The organism is Hymenobacter arcticus (assembly GCF_054779975.1).
On the sequence record NZ_BAAGXF010000002.1, the window covers coordinates 470,678 to 487,593 of the forward strand.

Sequence of the window (16,916 nt, forward strand, 5' to 3'; positions counted from 1 at the left end):
CCTCACTCTTCCTAACCTTCTGAAAACATGGCACTAGCATACCTCAGCCCCACGCTGCAATTTGATTTTGCGGCCTCCGCTATCCTGTCGCCCGATGAGCAGCAGGCGTACACCAACCGCCTGCGCGAAGTCGAAAACGCGCTGCTCTGCCAAGCCTTTGGCGGGCAAGTGCCCCAGCCCGACAGCCAGCAGCGCCTGCAGCGCTACCTCAACGGCGAAATAAGCCGGGCCGAAGCGTTTCAGCCCCTCTACCAGGCCACCGGCCGCTGGGCCAACTAGCCCCGCGGCACCCTCGCCACTCACATTTGCCAAGAAGCTAACAGTCAGGAGGAACCGACTTGGTACCCGACGGCTTGCCCGCGCCTTGCAACGTAGTATGCCCGCTCTCCTTTGCCCACCCCAACACCCGCTTCACGCCCCTACTCACTCATTCTCCGCCTTTCAACTATGTTACGACTTGCCACCCCCAGCTGCCAGAGCTGCCCGCATCGGCAGCACAACCAGCTCCACTGCTGCGCCCTGTCGGGCACCGACACCATTGGCCAAGAAAAAACCAGCCAGCGCTACGCCGCCGGCCAAACCATTTTTGGCGAGGGCACCCGGCCCGCCGGCCTCTACTGCGTGCACGACGGCCGCATCAAAATCACGAAATCGGGCGGCGATGGCAAAGAGCAGATTATCCGCCTCGTGAAGAGCGGCGACCTGCTCGGCTACCGCGCCCTCATTGCCGGCTCGGCGCACGCCACCTCGGCCGTGGCCCTCAGCGACTGCACGGTGTGCCTCATTCCGCGGCACGCTTTTGGGCAGCAGCTGAGCACTAACCCGCTCTTTAGCAGTGCGTTGATGCAGCTGCTGGCCACCAACCTCGGCGATACTGCCGAGCGCATGCTGCACCTGGCCTACAAGCCCGTGCGCGAGCGCCTGGCCGAGGCCCTGCTGCTGCTGCTGCACACTTACCAGGCCACCGGCGACAGCAAGCCCTTCACCATGGCCATCTCGCGCGAGGACCTGGGTGCCCTCATGGGCACCACCAAGGAAACCACCACCCGCATGCTCACCGAGTTCAAGCACGAGGGCCTGCTCACTACCCGGGGCAGCGCCATCACTATCTTGGCGCCCAGGCAGTTGCAGGAAATAGCTACCCTGTTCGACTAGCCGCCGCCTAGCCCGCTGGTAGCGCCGCCCGGCCCACAGCAGTGGGCCGGGCGGCGCGTGCGTGGCCGAGTGGGCCAAAGATGAGGATAATCACTTGAGGTAGTGAGCCCTATCAATGCGGCCCCGCGGGGTAGCTGGCACCTTTGCCATGGCTGCACGGCCGGAGCGGGGCTGTGGCTGGCCGCCCGCGCCGGGGCAGGCGCTCACACTAGTGGTATTTTTTTCATGCTTGATAATTTGGAGAGCCCAGCTCCGGGCTTGCCGTCGGCGCACGCGGGCCTGCTGGAGGCAGTGCGTCAGGAAGCCATGCAAATGGCCAACCGGCTGTTTGCCAGTCAGTTTTTGGTGGTGTTTGAGTTGTGGCGGCAGCAATGCTGCTACAGTAGCCCCAGCATTGCCGGGCTGCTGGGCTACGAGAAAAATGAGCTGACAATGAGCTTGTTATACGCCGCCATTCACCCCGAAGACCTGCCCGCCGTGATACGGGCTTCGGCCCTGGCCAGCGAGTTTTTACAGCTGCACGGCCCGGTGCCGGGCCAGGGCGAGGCTGCCCCCGTGCCCCCGTGCTTCAGCGTCGATTACCGCCTGCGCTGCCGCGCCGGGCACTACCTGCACGTGCTGCGCCAAAACTTCATTATTGCCCAGGACGCCGCGGGCCGTCCGCTGGCCACGGCCAGCCTTTTCACCGACATCACGGCCCACAAAAACACGGTGGACGTGCGCTTTAGCCTCGACCACCCCGCCTTTGCCAGCTGGCTGGCCGCCCGCAAGGGCAAGCGCGAGGAAGACGAGCTCAGTAGCCGCGAGCAGGAAATTCTGGCCCTCATCCTGGCCGGCGAAACCAATGCAGCTATTGCCCAGAAGCTGTTTATCAGCTACTTCACGGTGAAGACGCACCGTCGCAACATCCAGCGCAAAATCAAGTCCAAGAACGTGAGCCAGCGCCTGGCCCACCTGGGTGCCGGCATGGTGTAGCTGGCAATGCGCAATAAATAGTGGTACGCAAGAAGTAATCAATAAGAGGCTGTTTGAGTTAGCAAAATTTAAGAACACGTCGGATGTTAGCCTTTGTTAGCCAAGCATTTGCGCGCGTTAACAACCGGTCATGTTCTTTTGATAAGCGGCGATTAGCGCTCAACCAAGCCAAGGTGCGTTCGACTAACCAGCGCTTCTTAAATGAATGCAAAAGTTCTTCTTCAACACGATATCCGTCGGCTTCTCGAAGCGCAGGCGCAGGTGGTCGGTGAACAGGCCAGCAAACGAGCTGTCGCTCATGACCACTTGCACCTGCCCCAGCAGCGGTAGTTGAGCGGCTACCGCGTCCCAAAAGGCAATCGCCGTGGCTGCGTCCGACTGACTAGCTGGTACTACCCAGCTGGCCAGTATGTTACCCAGTGTATCGATGAGCACCAGGCGCTTGCGACCCTTGACCAGCTTCCCCGCGTCGAAGCCCACCGTATCGCCCGTGGCCGTGGCGGCATTCTTAACACTTTGCGTGTCAATTATCACGCAACTGGACTGGACTTTTTTTGGGCCTCCTCCCGGCAATCAGCTATTAAACAGGCGTTTATTTTGTCGAGCACGCCCTCGTCCTGCCACTTGCTAAAGTACCAGTACACCGTGCCCCACGGCGGAAACTCGCCTAGCACATCGCGCCATAAACAGCCGTTTGTACGTACAGGATGGCATTGACCAATTCCAGCAGGGGCCATTTGCTGCGCCGCCGCACATGCGCCAGCAGCACCGGCTCTAAGCGCTGCCAATCATGCGCTGATGCGCTGATGCGCTGATAAGTCTGAGCTATAAGCTTTTCGCTGAGGTAGAGCAGCAACATTTTTCACGACCCAAAATTAACTCAAACAGCTTCTTAGAGCTTGCTCCTTGCGTACCACTATTTATTACTACTACTTCCAGTTGGGCAGGGCGGCGTTGGTAATCTGCTTGGTGCGGGCGAGGCCGGTGGTTTCTACCGTCCAGGCATCACCAGGGGTGAGGCCATCATTAGGTTGGTTGATGAAGATGAAGGAGTAGCCATCGGGCGAGTATTGGGGGTTTAAGTCGTTGGTGCCCACAGTTCTAGGGGTGCCACTACCGCTACCGTTGCTGCCGGTAGCCGTCACATCAAGTACGCCGGTGCCATCGAGGCGCTGCGTGAAAATGTGCGCGTCGAGCTGCCGGCCGCTGGGGCTGTTGAAGCCCGCCACGTCGCGGGTGTACACCACACGCGTGCCGTCGATGCTAAAGCTTGGCGAGTCGAGCCGGCCCGGCAGGTTGCCCACCAGCAGGCTGCCGCCGGTGCCGTCGGTGTTAAATAGGTATATCTCAGCATCATATACGTTTACGCCCACCGTTTGCACTACCAGCCGGCCGCCGTTCTGGGCCGTCCAGTCGCACTCGCGAAAGTGGCGGTCGGCGGGAGCAGTGGCTAGCAGCTGCAAGCCGGTGCCGTCGCGGTTAACGCGGTAAAGCTGGTTGTAGTGGGCATAAATAAGCTGCGCCCCATCGGGCGACCACCGGTAGCCCACGCCCGCATTGCTGTAGCCCTCCACGGCCAGCGTGGTGATGCGTCGCTGATTCGAGCCGTCGCGGTTCATGGTATAGAGCTGAAACTGGCCCGTGGCGTTGGAGGTGTAGGCAATCAGGTCGCGGTTGGGGCTAAGCTGGGGGGCGGTTTCGGTGGTGGCCTCACTGGTAAGGCGCAGCAGGTTGCCGCCCGTGCTATTGGAAGAATAAATATCAGTATTAGAGCCGGTTAATCGCGTAAACAGAAAGCGGTTATCGGGCAGCGCCTGGGTTTGAAAGCTCCACACCGGCGAGCGGGCGCTGCTGCCGGTGCCCGCGAGGTTGGTGGCCGTTACCTGCCAGTAGTAGGTGGTATTATAACGCAGGTTGGCCGCCACCACCGTTGAGTCGCGCGAGTTGGTGAGCAGGGTTTGCTGGTTGAGGTTGTTGCTTTCGTAGAGCACCACGGTGTAGCGCAGCGAATCGGTTTTGGCGGCCCGCACCGAGTGCCAGCTGAGGGTAAGCTGGGTGGGCTGGCCGGTGGCCCCGGTGGCGGGGCCGGGCTGGGCGGGCGCGCTGGGGGGCGTGGTGGAGCTGGGCCGCGCCAGCAGCACGGCTACGGTCTGGGTTTGGCCCTCGGTTACGGTGATACTGGTGCTCTGGTCGGTGTAGTCGGCCTTGTGGGCCGTTACGCTCACGGTGCCGGCCGGCACCTGGGCAATGGCAAACTGGCCCTTGGCATCGGTGAGGTAGCCGCTGCTAGCCGGGGTGGTTGTGATAGATACATTGGCCAGCGGCTGGCCGCTACGCGCATCTAGCACGGTGCCATTAAGGGCCCCAAAGCGCGCGGGCTCCACGGTAGTCTCGGTGCAGCCCGCCAGTAGCAACCAGGAAAAGAGGAAGGCCAGGTACTTGTTTGCGTTCATAGAAAGTAGAGGTGGGAAAAAGGCGGAGGGATAGGGCAGAAATGGTAGCGGGTATAAACCTAAAAAGACTCAAACATTACTGCCTGAGTCGAAAGGGAAAGGGGAGGGCGTTAGTGGCTGGCCGAGTCCTGCGCCACGGTGTGGCCAGCAGCATCGTACACTAGTAAGTGCAAGTGGTAGTGGGCATTGGTCCCGGCACTGAGGCTTACCTGTGAGAGCGTGACCTCCTGCCCGGCGGGTAGCTCAAAGCGCCCACCCTGCGTGGTATTCGACTGCCCGACTTGCCCGGTGCGGTGCGTGCGTAGCTCGTAGCGGTACTGCGCCGCCTGCGCCAGTTGGCTACGGCAACTACCCGTGATGTGCAGCAGCCCATCCTGCTCGCGCAGAGCCAAGTGAGCTAAGCACGGTGGGCTAGCCGGCCACGCCACCAAGGCTAGTAGCAAAGTAAGTTTCATAGTATTAGGGATGTAGAGTGCGGAAGAGAGAAAGGCCACTCGCGAAACACCGGCCCCGCTACGGAAATACCTTGCCCTGCTCGATGGTCAGGCGCATACCGGCACCCTGCTGCTGCACACTGTAGCCGGGCAGGGGCGTGCTAGCTGAGGTTTCGCGCTGAGTGAAGCTGTTGTCACTGCCGATTTGCTCGATGTTGTAGCGGCCATTGTTGCCCGCGAGCTGCGTTAGGTACCGATTGCGCTGGCCCTGCTGCTGTACGCCCAGCGTATTGTCGTCGCCGGTTATCAAGCCATCGATGGCGTTGCTGCTGCCCGATTGGTGCAGGGTGGCCTTGTTGGCGTTGCCCATTTGGCTCAAGGTCGTCTGATTGTCGAAGCCCACCTGAGTCAATGTTAGCGCATTGCCGAGGCCGGCCTGCACCACTAGCGCTTGGTTGGGCGCGGTGCCTTGGCTGGCTTGTCCTATTGTTGCCACGTTGCCAGTGCCTGTTTGGAGAAGCACGGACGAGGTTCGGGTTTCTATGGCAGGAAGCAAGGCGTTGCGAAGGCGGTCTACCCCCAGGTCTTCAGCCAAGCGCTGCTCAGCGGTGGCGGCCTGACTGATAGCCTGCTGGGCATTGGCTAGCTGCGACCAACCCAACCCGGCCAGCAGCAATAGAAAGAACGCTTGCATACCTTAAACCTGAGAGAGAAGTAAAAAAAACTTATGTAATTGCTGATAATGAGCCAATTAAGCCTCGTTTGTAAGCGACTCAGTAAACTGGATGCTGCGGCTGGTACCATACCAGCCGCAGCATCCAGTTTACTGAGTCGCTTACTTACCCTAGGTTTGCCTAGCGCACTTGCGTCACGGTAGCCTGGTTGGAAGTACCAGTTTGGCCAATGTAGCTAAACGAGCCGTACTGTGCGGCCGATTGGGTGGTGCTAGCCTGGTTACCGGTTCCCACCTGGTGTTGCTCAGCGTAGTTACGGGACGAACCATCCTGCTGGATACGTGCCGCGTTAGAAGAGCCTTGCTGCGATTGGTAGGCATCGTTGAACGAGCCTCCATTGTCTTGCGAGATATCAGCGCTGTTGTTGCTGCCACCAAATTGCTTCTGGTCGGCCGTATTGTTTGTGCCAGCGCCTTGAACAATGCGGGCAACATCCGAATTGCCATCGGTCTGGCTCTGGGTGGCGTTGCTCGTTGACCCGGCCTGCGTGATTTCGGCCGAGTGACTCATGCCGTCCTGCTTCTGGTCGGCAAAATTACCCGAGCCTTGGCCTTGGATGGTACTGGCTACGTTGCCAGTACCCGTCTGGCTCTGGTTAGCGCTGCTTGCTGAGCCGCCCTGAGCGATGTATGCCGTATTGCGCTTACCCTGAAAATTATCTCTGCCGTCGTTCAGTTGCGATTGAGTCGCATTATTGCCACTACCACCAGTTTGGTAGATGTCGGCCGTGTTATAGTAGCCTTGCTGATTTACTTTGGCGTATTGGTTGCTGCCACTTTGTAAAACGTAAGAATCAACACTATAATTATTGATATCATTGCGCATACCTACTCCCTGCGCAGCAGTCGGAGTAAAAGCGTTAGCGTTGGAAGTAGGACCAGACAGCGGGCTAAGTTGACCATTGCTACTTGGACTGTTATTTGTTTGGCCACTTGCTGCAGTCCCTTGGGCAAAAGCAGCCGAGCAAGCAAACATAGAAGCGGCCAGAAGTTTGAGTTTGAGCGTGTTCATGGAGATGAGTAGTTAAAAATGGGGGGGGTGGGAAGTAGTACTGAAGAGTAATTCTCCGGCCGGAAGAATGAGTCAAAAGTAGGTGGGGTAGTAGAGAAGTATCAATACTCCAATAGGAGTAAAATTAAAATTATTCAAGTTAAAATGTAAAAAACTATGTAGTCTTTTCAACATTTTACGTAAGCCCTAGCGTGTCCTTACTTTGGGCCCGCCCAGCTGGCCCAGGTAGAACACGGCCCCCAGGCGCGCGCCCCAGTAGTAGTCGTTGTAGCTGCCCCGCGCCAGCAGGTCGAGCTGGTCGCTGAAGTAGTAGTGGTTGTCGAGGCTGAGGCTCAGGCCCAGGCGGTTGGTGGCCAGATACTCCAGGCCTACGCCCACCACGGCGTGGGGCAGCGTGCCAAACGACGACGGCGGGGCCGGCGCAGCCCGCTGGGTAATACCACCGCCGGCTAGCAAGTAGGGCGTGAGGCGGTCGCGCGGGAGCAGGCGCAACAGCGCGCCCGCCTCGGCATAGTTGAACGTTTGGCTGAACGAGCTACCGCCCGACCCGGCCGCCAGCTGGCCCCGGCCAGCATTGAGCCACACCGTCCAGGCTTCGCTGGGCTGCCAGCGTAGGGTAGCTTCGGCGGCGGCCCGCACCTGGGGGGCGCTGTAGTCGCCGGCGTAGCGCTGCAAGCCGCCCGTGACACCCAGGCCGAAGGTGGCGCGGCGCGGCTGCTGCACCCGGCCTAGCTCGTCGATACTCAGGTTTTCGGTTTTTTCGTGCAGGTAGGTTTGCATGGCCGGGCCGTGCACTTCGGCCGTATCGCGCGGGCCCCAGAAATGCTCGCGCACGCCCTCCATTATCAGGGATTGCACCGATTTCTCGATGGCCTCCTTCACGGCCATCTCACTGGGCTCGTTGTAGGTGAAGCCGGTTTCAGTTTCGAGCAGGTGCTTGAAATCAACAAATTGAAACACGCCCGCGCTTACTTGCTGCGAGAGAATAGTTTTGGACGTGTACACCGTTTTCATAATGCGCCCGGTATTGGTGCTAATGGCCCGCAGGTACACCGTCACGCGGTCTTGCCGGTACTGGCCTGAGGCGCCGGCCCCGAAGTAGCGCAGCCCGCCCCCGCCGGTAATGATGTTGGAATCGTAGGAAATAATGCCGCCCTCCAGTATGATGCTGGCAAAAAGCATGGAAGCCAGCGGGGCCGCCGGCTTGCCGGTTTGGGCCGCAAACTCGGACTGCGCCGAGCGAATTATCTTGCGCTCGTTCAGTAAGTTACCGATGTTTTCGCGCTCAATCGACTCAAACCAGTGCGACTCTTCCAGGGCGCGCAGCAGGATGCTGGTAGCGCCCTGCGTAACGACGGTGGAGAAGCTGGCCCCGTTCTCCATGAGGCGGTACTGGCCTGTCTGGTCCCGAAACTTGTACACCGCCACAATCGTCTTACCGGCTGGGGTGGGCAGCTGGTTCCAGAGCTCATTACCAGCTACTTCGGCCCCCAGGCGCGCGCGCTGGGGGGCCAGTAGGTGCTGGTGCAGGTAGGGTACGCAGCTGCTGCTGGTGAGCAGGGCCGCCGCCACCAGGCCGCGCGCCAAGGTGCGCCCGCGGCCCAGCCAGGAGGGGCGGGCTACGGGTAGCTTGCTGTGGTCAAGCATTTAACCTACAAGCCGTTAGGAATGGTGATGGTGGTGCGGTTGCCCGTGCCGGTATCGGTTACCGTTACCATTACGCCCCCGCCGCCCGGCGTTACCTGCACCTGGTAGGTGCCCACCGTGTAGGTACCCTCTTTAATGGCCCCCTGGCCAAACTGCGAGGAGATGAGGCGCGAAGTGAGCTGCGAGAGCACCTGCTGGTTGAGGTTGGCGCTAAATTGGGTGAGGGGGTCGGTGGTGCTGCGGGTAGCGGCCGGGTCAACAGTGGTGTTCTGCGCGGTGGCTGATGCCTGCAACCAGCTGTAATTAAAGGTGTTGCCGCCAAATGCGGGGTTCACGGGCGTGTACACAAAGCGCTGGGCCAGCGCGGGGCGGGCCGCGGCGGTGCCCAGCACCACCAGTAAGGCAACGTAAAGTTTGTTCATAGAGTAGGTTCGCAAGCGGGCGAGAGTAGGGTAGAGGGGCTGGCGCTGGGCCAGGTAGTAGTATAGGCGAAAGGGCGGGGGTAATCAGGGCTTTGAAGCGGGCGGGCCGTGGTTGGCGGTTTCCATTTGGGTGCTGGCGGCCTGCTGCTCAGCCAGGAAGCCACAGGCCGTTTCGATGGCACTGGCCACGGCTTCTTCGAGCTGCTCGGTGCGGGTGGGCAGGGGCATTTCGAGCAGCTCGGTATCGTTTACGCTCATCGAAATGAGAGAAGAGTTGCCGCGTAACGGCTTTTCGGTCAATACAATAGTGTATTCGCCCAGGCCCGCCGCCGCCGAGCTTTGGAAGGTGCCGTAGAACATCTCGTAGAAATCGCGGCCCGGCTTGGTAATGGTCTGGTCCAGCACAAAACCCTCGGCATCGGCCTCCATGCCGGGCTGCACCCGGGTTTGCTGCACGGAGTCGGCGCGCAGCAGGAGGCGCAGCGCTTCTTCCATCTGCTTATTGGAGAGGGGTTTGCGAGCCGTGTCGGCCCGCACTACCACTTTGTGCGGGGCCGGGCGCTGGCCCCAGCCTGGCCCCGCCGCCAGGGTTAGCAGCAGCGCCAGCAGCCAGCCCCACTTACCCGCGGCCCCGCAGCTTACTGCGCGGCGGCAGCCAAGGCGTTGGGCAGAAGCAAAGGACATAGCGCTGGAGGGTAATAATCACGCTACCAGCTAGTTGCTTTCGGTGGCGCACGCGCCGCCGGAGGTAACTATAAACTGCTGGAAAAGTGATGGGTGGGAAGCGATTGGTACCCCAAAGCTCGTACTCCCTTTCGCGTAGCTAAATGCGTAGCATCATGCTACAAAGTGACCTTCGTCACTTTTGCCACTAGGGCAATTGGTGCCTGCCAGCGCGTGGGCTAAGTAGCTGCCTCGCAAAGCGGCGCACGTGGAATTAGCGCGGTCTCAATTGGTAAGAGGCCCGCTGTTTACACTAGCGGGCCTCTTACTGAGAGCATTGATACCAAACGCAAAACAGCCACTTAGAACTTAATCTAAGTGGCTGTTTATCAACGTGGGAGATACTGGGTTCGAACCAGTGACCCTCTGCTTGTAAGGCAGATGCTCTGAACCAGCTGAGCTAATCTCCCTTTTGTCCCGAGTGGTTGTGGCCGTTTGGGATTACAAAGATGGGGGGATTTTTTGGATTGACCAAGCCAGGTGCTAAAAAAAGTGCTCTGATAAGTATGGGTACAGGCGTAAAAAATTAGCAATCAGGCATAAAAAGTTTTGAAAAAAATATGTAACAACTTGCAAACGCTGGTTTGGCAACGCCACCGCCGCGCATCCGTTAGCAGCACTGAGGCACATTGCCCGTCTTAAACGCTACTTTTCTCCTTTTTCACCTACTCTTTTCCCTCTTTCATGGAAACCCAGCTCCTTCAAAACTATTCGGAACCCGAAAAAACGGCTTACCTCAGCGCCATTGCGGCCCTCGCCACGGCCGACCGCCAGGCCACGGCCCCCGAAGCCGAGTTTTTGCAGCGCCTAGCGCAGCAGGCGGGCCTCTCGGACGGAGCCATCCGCCAGGTGCTGGCCGCTGCCGATAGCGCCAACAACCAAACGGTGCAGCAGAGCCTCGACCAGCTCAAGAGCAGCGACCTGCGCTACTCGCTCATCACGGACCTCATCAGCTTTGCCCGCGCCGATGGCACGTACTCGCCCGGCGAGGAAGAAATGGTGGCTAAAATGGCTGATTACCTGGGTGTAAACCCCGAGCAGAAGCAAGCCCTCGAAAGCGTGGTAGACCAAGCCGCTAGCGTGCCTCACGATGCGCAAGACCCCGGCAAGCAAGGTTTCCTGAGCGGCCTGGGCGATAAACTGAGCAGCGTAGGTATTCCCAAGGGAGCCCTCATGGCCGGCTTGCTGGGCGTGGTAGCCCCCATGGTAATTTCCAAAGTGATGGGCGGCGGCAACAATACTAGCGACTATGGCCAGCCTCAGGAGCGCAGCGGCTCGCTGGGCGGCTTGTTGAGCGGGGCTATGGGCAGCCTGGGCGGCGGCGGCGGCGGTGGTAGCTCGCTGGGTGGCCTGCTGGGCGGCTTGCTCGGTGGCGGCCTGCTGAGCGGCGTACTGGGTGGCGGCAGCCAAGCGGCTACCAACCAATACCCGCAGCAGGGCTCAATGGGCGGCGGCGGCCTCGGCTCCATTATGTCGGTGCTGGGCGGCCTGGGTGGCCAGCCCAATTCGCAGCCCGCTAGCGCGGGTGGCGGCGGCATCATGGGCAGCGGCATGGGCGGCCTACTAGGCGGTTTGTTTGGCCGGTAGGCAGTGAGTGAATAAGTGAGGGAGCGAAGGAGTGAATGACCTATTAGTCAGCACTTCTTCGCTCCTTTTTTTATATTAATCAGTGAATGAGTGAGTTAGTAATGGGCTCTAACTTACTCATTCCCAACTCCCTCACTTACTGAATGTACCGGAACAAATCATCGGGGCCGGCTTTTTCGTGGCTGTGCCAGCCGCGCAGGCCCAGCCGGGGGGCGGCGATGCCGCGCTCCAAGCGCTTGGCGCTGCGAAAAACCCGGATTTCATCCCATAGATTGTTGGCTATGAGGGCATTGAGCACGGTGGGGCCGCCTTCTACCAGCACCGATTGCACGCCGCGGGCGTGGAGGTCGGCCAGCACGGCGGGCAGCAGGTCGGGCGAGGGGGGCGCGCTGGCTGGCGCAAAGGGCAGCGTGACGTAGGTGAGGTTGGGGCGGCTGGCGCGCTCGCGGTGCGTGTAGATGATGGTGGGCTGCGAGCCGTCGAGGATGTGGTGGCTGGGCGGCAGGGCCAGGTTTTTATCAATGGTGAGGCGAATGGGCTGGGGGCCGGGCCACTCGCGGGCATTGAGGTGGGGGTTGTCGTGCAGGGCCGTGCGGGTGCCCACTAGTATGGCTGCCTCGTCGGTACGCCACTGGTGGGTAAGCAGTTGGGCCTGCGGGCCGCTTATTTGCACCTGCTGAAAATGGGGCCCCGCCAGGAAGCCATCGGCCGACTCGGCCCACTTGAGCACCAGGTAGGGCCGCTGCTTTTCCTGAAAGGTGAAAAACCGGCGGTTGAGCTGGCGGCCGGCCTCGGCCAGCAGGCCGGTGCTCACCTGGATGCCGGCGGCGCGCAGCTTGGCCAGGCCCCGGCCGGCTACCAGCGGGTTGGGGTCGTCGTTGCACACGATTACTTCGGGTACGCCGCGGGCAATGAGTAGGTCGGCGCAGGGGGGCGTTTTGCCGTGGTGCGCGCAGGGTTCCAGGGTCACAAACACGCGGCTTTGGCGTAGCAGGGCGGGGTCGGCCACGCTGGCCAAGGCATTTACCTCGGCGTGGGGGCCGCCGTACTGCTGGTGGTAGCCTTCGCCGATAATGGTGTTATCGGGGCCCACTACCACGCAGCCTACCAGGGGGTTGGGGCGCGCGTAGCCCTGGCCCAGGGCCGCCAGGTCGAGGGCGCGGTGCATGAAGAGCGAGTCGTCGGGCACGGACATGAGAAAGGAAAACAACGCAGGTTAGAAGCGTAAAGCTATTCGCTGTATAGGAGATAGTGGTTTATCTTGGGTATTAAGTCAATAAAAAATTCCCTGCCCGCAGCAGCGGGCAGGGAATTAGGAGAGAACGCAGTCTAGTAAGCAGGCGCTGCCTTGGGTTTGTAGAGCAAAAAGCCCGCTGTAAGCAGCCCTTGTCGCACTTGCTGCTTGTAGCCGTAGGTGGTGCCTTCAAAAATAAAGCGCTTTGTGTAGGGGGTCAGGCTCTGCTCGACGCGGAGGTTGAAATCGAAGCGGCCGAAGGTGATGCCTATGCCGGCTTGCGCTAGTAGCTGCACGGGTTCTACGCTCCGAAACAGGCTGTTAAAAATGGCATCTGAGGCCGGATAGCCTGGTCGCACATTCAACAAAGCTTCCCGCTGATTAAGCGCCAGAACAGGCCCTGCTAATACGTAGGTGCGTCGTCCGACGTGCAAGCCTCCCAGCGCTGCGGCTTCCCAGCGCCGGATTTGGTGGCCGAATGTGAAAAAAGAAGGTCCGAATGGTCCGCTATTCAAATCGTACAGCACGAAATAAGCCTGGCCTTGCGTGGAAGTATAGGCTAGCTCTGGCTGCAAAAAAGCCCGCGTGCTGCCGAGCTGCCACCGCCCATAAGCAGCCAGGCGATAGCCGATTTCGTCATAGTGCGAATGGTCTTCATTGGTAGCCAGCACGTAAGGGCCCATGTCAATGAAATAAGGCGAAGCCAGCGTTTGGGTGATATCCAGGCTGGTGGCAATTCCTGCTGCCTCTAAGTGCTGGCTGGCTGCTGGCAATGGGCGGCCTGCCAGAGCTAGCAACAAAGCCAGGTAGGGGAAGTAGCCAGGGAGTAGTACCTGCAAAATATTCCCGGCTGTAGAAGGGGTGCCCGTACGTAGCAGTTTCATAGCCTATGGGCGATTTTCTAAAACCCAGTGAAACTCACGGTCTCCTGATGTACCACCCGTGTAGTACCCTTCCGAAGGACAGAAATCAAAATCCATTGGAATTTTAGCAATTTGGTCATCATCATTCTTTATCTTATAAGTGATTTCAGTGGAAGCGTTCAAGCCTTTATCCGTCTTGTAGCCGAGGGTCAGCTTCACATCAATCGCATCACCGGTATCATCCTGCTCTACCCACAAGTACCCTACTGTGTTCGTAATGGTAGCTTTATTCCAGAAGTACAAGGAAGTATTGCAGTACCAGTGGTCTTCAATGGCTCCGCGGCTCATGGTATACATAACGTCTAAGATAGAACTGCCATTGGTGCCGAGGGGAGACATTATTTGCAGCCGAATTTCCGGTTCGCCCAAGAACCAGGATTCATACTTACTTACGTCTTTCATCCATATCTCACGCAGGTATTCAATCTGCCTATCAGTGCGGCAGGAAGTAGCTGTGGTGCCCGTGGTACCCAGCGGCGTGTAGCCACCGCCACCGCCGCCACCCTCGCCACCCTCGCTTATTTCTGTTCCTCCCTGTGGGTATAGGTTGGTAGTGCTGCCACCAGTAGGTGATATACTTTGCGCTGCGCCAACGGTGGGCTGCTTAGCGGCGGCAGCCACCGACGTTACGCGCTCGCTGCGTCCCACTACTACTACCGGGAAATCGGGGGCCTTTTGGGCGTCGAGCCAATGCTCGTTGCCATCCTGGTCGTAGGCTTTTACCCGCGTGGCCGTGCGCTCATTATAGCCAGCCGGAATGAAAATAACTAAGGGCGCGTAAGTTGCCGCATCCCATTTCTCAATGTTGACGGGCACCGAGAGGTTGAGCGTGGGGGTGTGGCTCAGCAACTCAGTCATGGTCGGGGCATCCGAGCTGCCCGCGGCCATTGTAGTGGCTACGTGCTGGCCAAAATCGGCGTGTGTGGCTACAAAAGGCTGATACAGCACATCGTAGTCCCCATCAGCTTTTTTGAGGGCCTCGGCTTTCAGCTGCTGCCGGGCGGCAGCATCCGTGCCCAAGGTGCGGGCCAGTGCCTTGGCCACGGCGGCCAGCTCCTGGTTGGTTGCGGCGTTGGCTGCCGTTTCGGTGGGCTGGGGTAATTCCTGCGCGCTTTTGTCGCGGTTACAGCCCATCATACTCGTTGCCAGCGCCAGCGCAGCTAGCCCCCCCCCTCATTAATCGTACCTTAGTTGTCATAAAATGTGGAAAAAGTTGGTAAAAAATGGTATGGTGACAAGAGAGCCTGAAAATGATTGAGGCTTCCGTTGCTGATGCGAATGTAGATGAGCATGTTGGGAAATTTGAGTATTTATAACATAATACTAAATGGTTAATGGATAAAGCTTTACTGCTTAAGAAAGTAAAGGCTTATTGTTCTGTTTTCATTAGTTAAATTTCAACGAATAGTGCGTTGCCATCCAGTTTATAGTATGACCACCCACCAACTCACCACCGACCTGACCGCCGCCCTACTACCCGTGTACCCCGCCGCCGAGGCGCAGGCTGTGGCGGCCTTGGTAACTGAGCACCTGCTGGGCCACTCGCCCTTGCAGCGCCGCATGCAGGCCCACGCGCTGGTGCCCGGCCCGGTGCAGGCGCAGCTGCCCGCCCTGCAAGCCCGCTTGCTCACCCACGAGCCGGTGCAGTACGTGCTGGGCACGGCCCACTTCGCGGGCCTGGAGCTGGAAGTGACGCCCGCCACCCTCATTCCGCGCCCCGAAACCGAGGAGCTGGTGCAGCTGGTGGCCCGCGCCCACGCCGGCCGGCCCGGCCTGCGCCTACTCGATGTGGGCACCGGCAGCGGCTGCCTGGCCATTGCTATTTCAATGGAATTGACTGATATACAAGCAGTAGCAGTTGATATTTCGCTGGAGGCGCTGGGCGTGGCGCGGCGCAACGCCGCCCGCTACGCGCCGGCCGTGGCGTTTGAGCAGGTCGATATTTTGCAAGCGTTGCCAGTAGGCATGGCCCCGGGCAGCCTCGATATCCTGGTGAGCAACCCGCCCTACGTGCGCGAAAGTGAGCGGGCCCTGATGCGCGAAAACGTGCTGGCCTGGGAGCCGGCTACCGCCCTGTTTGTGCCCGACGAGGACCCCCTGCTCTTCTACCGGCGGCTGGCCGAAGTGGGGCGCCTGCTGCTGCGGCCGGGCGGCAGCATCTGGCTGGAAATCAACGAGGAGCTGGGCCCCGAAACGGCCGCGCTCTTCGAGGCCGCCGCGTTTGAGCCGGCCGTGGTGCTGGCCGATTTCCTGGGCCGGCCGCGCTTCGTGCGCGCCGTGCGCCGCTAGAGCCGCCTGCTTCTGCGGCTTCTGCGCAAGCCTCTGCGCCCGCTGCGGGCTAAAAACCCCTGCGCCGCCAGCCGAAGCCAGGGTAGTAAAAAATTAATGTAGCAACACGAAACAAAAGCACTGAGTGGGAGCTTATGAACCACTTCCGCACCGGAAGTTTTGATTTCTACTTCGATTCCGACTAATGGCTGAGCAACCGCTTCTGACCCCTTATCAATCCGATAAGCTATCCCTGAAAAACCGCGTGGTGATGGCCCCCATGACCCGCAGCCGCGCCGACAACCCCGGCACCGTGCCCAACGACCTGATGGTGGAGTACTACACGCAGCGCGCTACCGCGGGCCTCATCATCTCGGAGGGCGTGTTTGTGAGCCCCGAGGCGGTGGGCTACATCAACGTGCCCGGCGTGTACTCGCCCGAGCAAGTGGAGGGCTGGAAAAAAGTGACCGCCGCCGTGCACGCCAAGGGCGGCAAGTTTTTTGCCCAAATCTGGCACGTGGGCCGCATGTCGCACCCCGACCTGCTCCACGGCAACCTGCCGCTGGCCCCGTCGGCCCTCAACCCTCACGACAAGGTGTACACGCCCACCGGCTTTCAGGAAACGGTGACCCCGGCGGCCATGACGGTGGCCCAAATCAAGCAAACGGTGGTTGACTTTGTGAAGGGCGCGCAAAACGCGCTGGCGGCTGGCTTCGATGGCGTCGAGATTCACTCGTCGAACGGCTACCTGTTTCACCAGTTTTTCAACGGCACGTCCAACCACCGCACCGACGAGTACGGCGGTTCAATTGAGAACCGCGCCCGCTTCTTTTTTGAAGTGCTGGACGCCATGAAGGCGGCCGGCGTAGACCTGGGTAAGGTAGGCGCCCGCCTCAACCCCTCGCTCGACGGCATGTTTGGCATGACCCTCGACGCGGAGACTATCCCCACGTTCGACTACATCGTGAAGCGCCTCAACGACTATAACCTGGCTTACCTGCACCTCTCGGAGCCGTTTAGCGACGTGAGCAAGAACGAGTTTGCCGAGCCGCACATTGCCCAGCGCTACCGCTCCCTGTACCAGGGCACGCTCATCATCAACGCGGGCTTTGACCAGGCAAAGGGCAATAAAGTGCTGGCCGACGGCAACGCCGACCTCGTGGCCTACGGCACACTCTACATCTCGAACCCCGACCTGGTGGAGCGCTTTGCTCAAAATGCTCCGCTGGCCGAGGGCGACAAGGATACGTTCTACGTGCCCGGTGCCAAGGGCTACACCGATTACCCGGCTTTGGCTAAGTAATTGATTGATAGTATAGTGTGGCGGCGTTGGGCGAAAGCTCAGCGCCG

19 protein-coding genes and 1 tRNA gene are annotated in these 16,916 nt (G+C 59.8%); 6 read left to right on the forward strand and 14 right to left on the reverse strand.

Going from position 1 to position 16,916, the window contains the following annotated elements:
- Nucleotides 1-27 precede the first annotated feature (27 nt).
- The 3 genes from ACYVGC_RS05590 (at nucleotide 28) to ACYVGC_RS05600 (ending at nucleotide 2,130) form a co-directional block, all read left to right on the forward strand.
- The gene (locus tag ACYVGC_RS05590; RefSeq protein WP_460582803.1) at nucleotides 28-279 is read left to right on the forward strand and encodes a hypothetical protein; all 252 of its coding nucleotides are present in this window, start codon (nucleotides 28-30) and stop codon (nucleotides 277-279) included.
- Nucleotides 280-447: 168 nt separating this feature from the next.
- Nucleotides 448-1,155, forward strand: coding sequence for a Crp/Fnr family transcriptional regulator (locus tag ACYVGC_RS05595; protein ID WP_460582804.1), 708 nt, complete (start codon nucleotides 448-450; stop codon nucleotides 1,153-1,155).
- 225 nt (nucleotides 1,156-1,380) lie between these two features.
- Entirely contained in the window at nucleotides 1,381-2,130 is a 750-nt protein-coding gene (locus ACYVGC_RS05600; protein ID WP_460582805.1) for a LuxR C-terminal-related transcriptional regulator, read from the forward strand.
- Nucleotides 2,131-2,313: 183 nt separating this feature from the next.
- Here the strand turns inward: ACYVGC_RS05600 and ACYVGC_RS05605 are convergent, their stop codons facing one another.
- The 11 genes from ACYVGC_RS05605 to ACYVGC_RS05655 form a co-directional block, all read right to left on the reverse strand.
- Nucleotides 2,314-2,664 carry a hypothetical protein gene (locus ACYVGC_RS05605; protein WP_460582806.1) on the reverse strand — a complete coding sequence of 117 codons (351 nt, stop codon included), beginning with the start codon at nucleotides 2,662-2,664 and terminating at the stop codon, nucleotides 2,314-2,316.
- Nucleotides 2,661-2,867, reverse strand: coding sequence for a transposase (locus tag ACYVGC_RS05610; protein WP_460582807.1), 207 nt, complete (start codon nucleotides 2,865-2,867; stop codon nucleotides 2,661-2,663). Before ACYVGC_RS05610 ends, ACYVGC_RS05605 begins: the two co-directional genes overlap by 4 nt.
- Nucleotides 2,798-2,989 (reverse strand): hypothetical protein, encoded by a 192-nt coding sequence (locus ACYVGC_RS05615; RefSeq protein ID WP_460582808.1) that lies wholly within the window; start codon nucleotides 2,987-2,989, stop codon nucleotides 2,798-2,800. Before ACYVGC_RS05615 ends, ACYVGC_RS05610 begins: the two co-directional genes overlap by 70 nt.
- A 70-nt stretch (nucleotides 2,990-3,059) precedes the next feature.
- Nucleotides 3,060-4,583: a carboxypeptidase-like regulatory domain-containing protein gene (locus ACYVGC_RS05620; protein ID WP_460582809.1), complete on the reverse strand. Its 1,524-nt coding sequence runs from the start codon at nucleotides 4,581-4,583 to the stop codon at nucleotides 3,060-3,062.
- A 110-nt stretch (nucleotides 4,584-4,693) separates the two neighbouring features.
- The gene (gene csgH, locus ACYVGC_RS05625) at nucleotides 4,694-5,038 is read right to left on the reverse strand and encodes a curli-like amyloid fiber formation chaperone CsgH (RefSeq protein WP_460582810.1); all 345 of its coding nucleotides are present in this window, start codon (nucleotides 5,036-5,038) and stop codon (nucleotides 4,694-4,696) included.
- Nucleotides 5,039-5,096: 58 nt separating this feature from the next.
- Nucleotides 5,097-5,711 carry a hypothetical protein gene (locus ACYVGC_RS05630; protein ID WP_460582811.1) on the reverse strand — a complete coding sequence of 205 codons (615 nt, stop codon included), beginning with the start codon at nucleotides 5,709-5,711 and terminating at the stop codon, nucleotides 5,097-5,099.
- A 160-nt stretch (nucleotides 5,712-5,871) separates the two neighbouring features.
- On the reverse strand, nucleotides 5,872-6,762 hold the full coding sequence (locus tag ACYVGC_RS05635; protein ID WP_460582812.1) for a hypothetical protein: 891 nt from the start codon (nucleotides 6,760-6,762) through the stop codon (nucleotides 5,872-5,874).
- A 186-nt stretch (nucleotides 6,763-6,948) separates the two neighbouring features.
- The gene (locus ACYVGC_RS05640; protein ID WP_460582813.1) at nucleotides 6,949-8,409 is read right to left on the reverse strand and encodes a CsgG/HfaB family protein; all 1,461 of its coding nucleotides are present in this window, start codon (nucleotides 8,407-8,409) and stop codon (nucleotides 6,949-6,951) included.
- A gap of 5 nt (nucleotides 8,410-8,414) precedes the next feature.
- Complete coding sequence (locus ACYVGC_RS05645) at nucleotides 8,415-8,831, reverse strand: curli production assembly/transport component CsgF (RefSeq protein ID WP_460582814.1); 417 nt, start codon at nucleotides 8,829-8,831, stop codon at nucleotides 8,415-8,417.
- A gap of 84 nt (nucleotides 8,832-8,915) precedes the next feature.
- The gene (locus ACYVGC_RS05650; protein WP_460582815.1) at nucleotides 8,916-9,515 is read right to left on the reverse strand and encodes a CsgE family curli-type amyloid fiber assembly protein; all 600 of its coding nucleotides are present in this window, start codon (nucleotides 9,513-9,515) and stop codon (nucleotides 8,916-8,918) included.
- Between the two features lie 374 nt (nucleotides 9,516-9,889).
- Nucleotides 9,890-9,964 (reverse strand) — tRNA-Val (locus tag ACYVGC_RS05655).
- 274 nt (nucleotides 9,965-10,238) lie between these two features.
- Here ACYVGC_RS05655 and ACYVGC_RS05660 point away from each other — a divergent pair.
- Complete coding sequence (locus ACYVGC_RS05660) at nucleotides 10,239-11,141, forward strand: tellurite resistance TerB family protein (RefSeq protein ID WP_460582816.1); 903 nt, start codon at nucleotides 10,239-10,241, stop codon at nucleotides 11,139-11,141.
- 136 nt (nucleotides 11,142-11,277) lie between these two features.
- Here ACYVGC_RS05660 and ribD read toward each other — a convergent pair whose 3' ends face one another.
- From ribD to ACYVGC_RS05675, 3 genes are all read right to left on the reverse strand, one after another.
- Entirely contained in the window at nucleotides 11,278-12,336 is a 1,059-nt protein-coding gene (ribD, locus tag ACYVGC_RS05665) for a bifunctional diaminohydroxyphosphoribosylaminopyrimidine deaminase/5-amino-6-(5-phosphoribosylamino)uracil reductase RibD (RefSeq protein WP_460582817.1), read from the reverse strand.
- Nucleotides 12,337-12,470: 134 nt separating this feature from the next.
- Nucleotides 12,471-13,259 (reverse strand): hypothetical protein, encoded by a 789-nt coding sequence (locus tag ACYVGC_RS05670; protein ID WP_460582818.1) that lies wholly within the window; start codon nucleotides 13,257-13,259, stop codon nucleotides 12,471-12,473.
- Nucleotides 13,260-13,262: 3 nt separating this feature from the next.
- Nucleotides 13,263-14,435 carry a DUF3103 family protein gene (locus ACYVGC_RS05675; RefSeq protein WP_460582819.1) on the reverse strand — a complete coding sequence of 391 codons (1,173 nt, stop codon included), beginning with the start codon at nucleotides 14,433-14,435 and terminating at the stop codon, nucleotides 13,263-13,265.
- A gap of 294 nt (nucleotides 14,436-14,729) precedes the next feature.
- Between ACYVGC_RS05675 and prmC the strand changes: the two genes are divergently transcribed.
- Both prmC and ACYVGC_RS05685 read left to right on the forward strand, forming a co-directional pair.
- On the forward strand, nucleotides 14,730-15,587 hold the full coding sequence (gene prmC, locus ACYVGC_RS05680; RefSeq protein WP_460582820.1) for a N5-glutamine methyltransferase family protein: 858 nt from the start codon (nucleotides 14,730-14,732) through the stop codon (nucleotides 15,585-15,587).
- 184 nt (nucleotides 15,588-15,771) lie between these two features.
- Entirely contained in the window at nucleotides 15,772-16,869 is a 1,098-nt protein-coding gene (locus tag ACYVGC_RS05685) for an alkene reductase (protein ID WP_460582821.1), read from the forward strand.
- Nucleotides 16,870-16,916 lie beyond the last annotated feature (47 nt).

Bases quoted from the DNA above. Each gene is read 5' to 3' on its own strand.
- ACYVGC_RS05640 (WP_460582813.1), bottom strand. From the start codon at position 8,409: ATGCTTGACCACAGCAAGCTACCCGTAGCCCGCCCCTCCTGGCTGGGC.
- ACYVGC_RS05660 (WP_460582816.1), top strand. From the start codon at position 10,239: ATGGAAACCCAGCTCCTTCAAAACTATTCGGAACCCGAAAAAACGGCT.
- ACYVGC_RS05635 (WP_460582812.1), bottom strand. From the start codon at position 6,762: ATGAACACGCTCAAACTCAAACTTCTGGCCGCTTCTATGTTTGCTTGC.
- ACYVGC_RS05670 (WP_460582818.1), bottom strand. From the start codon at position 13,259: ATGAAACTGCTACGTACGGGCACCCCTTCTACAGCCGGGAATATTTTG.
- ACYVGC_RS05590 (WP_460582803.1), top strand. From the start codon at position 28: ATGGCACTAGCATACCTCAGCCCCACGCTGCAATTTGATTTTGCGGCC.
- ribD (WP_460582817.1), bottom strand. From the start codon at position 12,336: ATGTCCGTGCCCGACGACTCGCTCTTCATGCACCGCGCCCTCGACCTG.
- csgH (WP_460582810.1), bottom strand. From the start codon at position 5,038: ATGAAACTTACTTTGCTACTAGCCTTGGTGGCGTGGCCGGCTAGCCCA.
- ACYVGC_RS05620 (WP_460582809.1), bottom strand. From the start codon at position 4,583: ATGAACGCAAACAAGTACCTGGCCTTCCTCTTTTCCTGGTTGCTACTG.
- ACYVGC_RS05600 (WP_460582805.1), top strand. From the start codon at position 1,381: ATGCTTGATAATTTGGAGAGCCCAGCTCCGGGCTTGCCGTCGGCGCAC.
- ACYVGC_RS05610 (WP_460582807.1), bottom strand. From the start codon at position 2,867: ATGGCCCCTGCTGGAATTGGTCAATGCCATCCTGTACGTACAAACGGC.
- ACYVGC_RS05595 (WP_460582804.1), top strand. From the start codon at position 448: ATGTTACGACTTGCCACCCCCAGCTGCCAGAGCTGCCCGCATCGGCAG.
- ACYVGC_RS05685 (WP_460582821.1), top strand. From the start codon at position 15,772: ATGGCTGAGCAACCGCTTCTGACCCCTTATCAATCCGATAAGCTATCC.
- prmC (WP_460582820.1), top strand. From the start codon at position 14,730: ATGACCACCCACCAACTCACCACCGACCTGACCGCCGCCCTACTACCC.
- ACYVGC_RS05630 (WP_460582811.1), bottom strand. From the start codon at position 5,711: ATGCAAGCGTTCTTTCTATTGCTGCTGGCCGGGTTGGGTTGGTCGCAG.
- ACYVGC_RS05615 (WP_460582808.1), bottom strand. From the start codon at position 2,989: ATGTTGCTGCTCTACCTCAGCGAAAAGCTTATAGCTCAGACTTATCAG.
- ACYVGC_RS05650 (WP_460582815.1), bottom strand. From the start codon at position 9,515: ATGTCCTTTGCTTCTGCCCAACGCCTTGGCTGCCGCCGCGCAGTAAGC.
- ACYVGC_RS05645 (WP_460582814.1), bottom strand. From the start codon at position 8,831: ATGAACAAACTTTACGTTGCCTTACTGGTGGTGCTGGGCACCGCCGCG.
- ACYVGC_RS05675 (WP_460582819.1), bottom strand. From the start codon at position 14,435: ATGATGGGCTGTAACCGCGACAAAAGCGCGCAGGAATTACCCCAGCCC.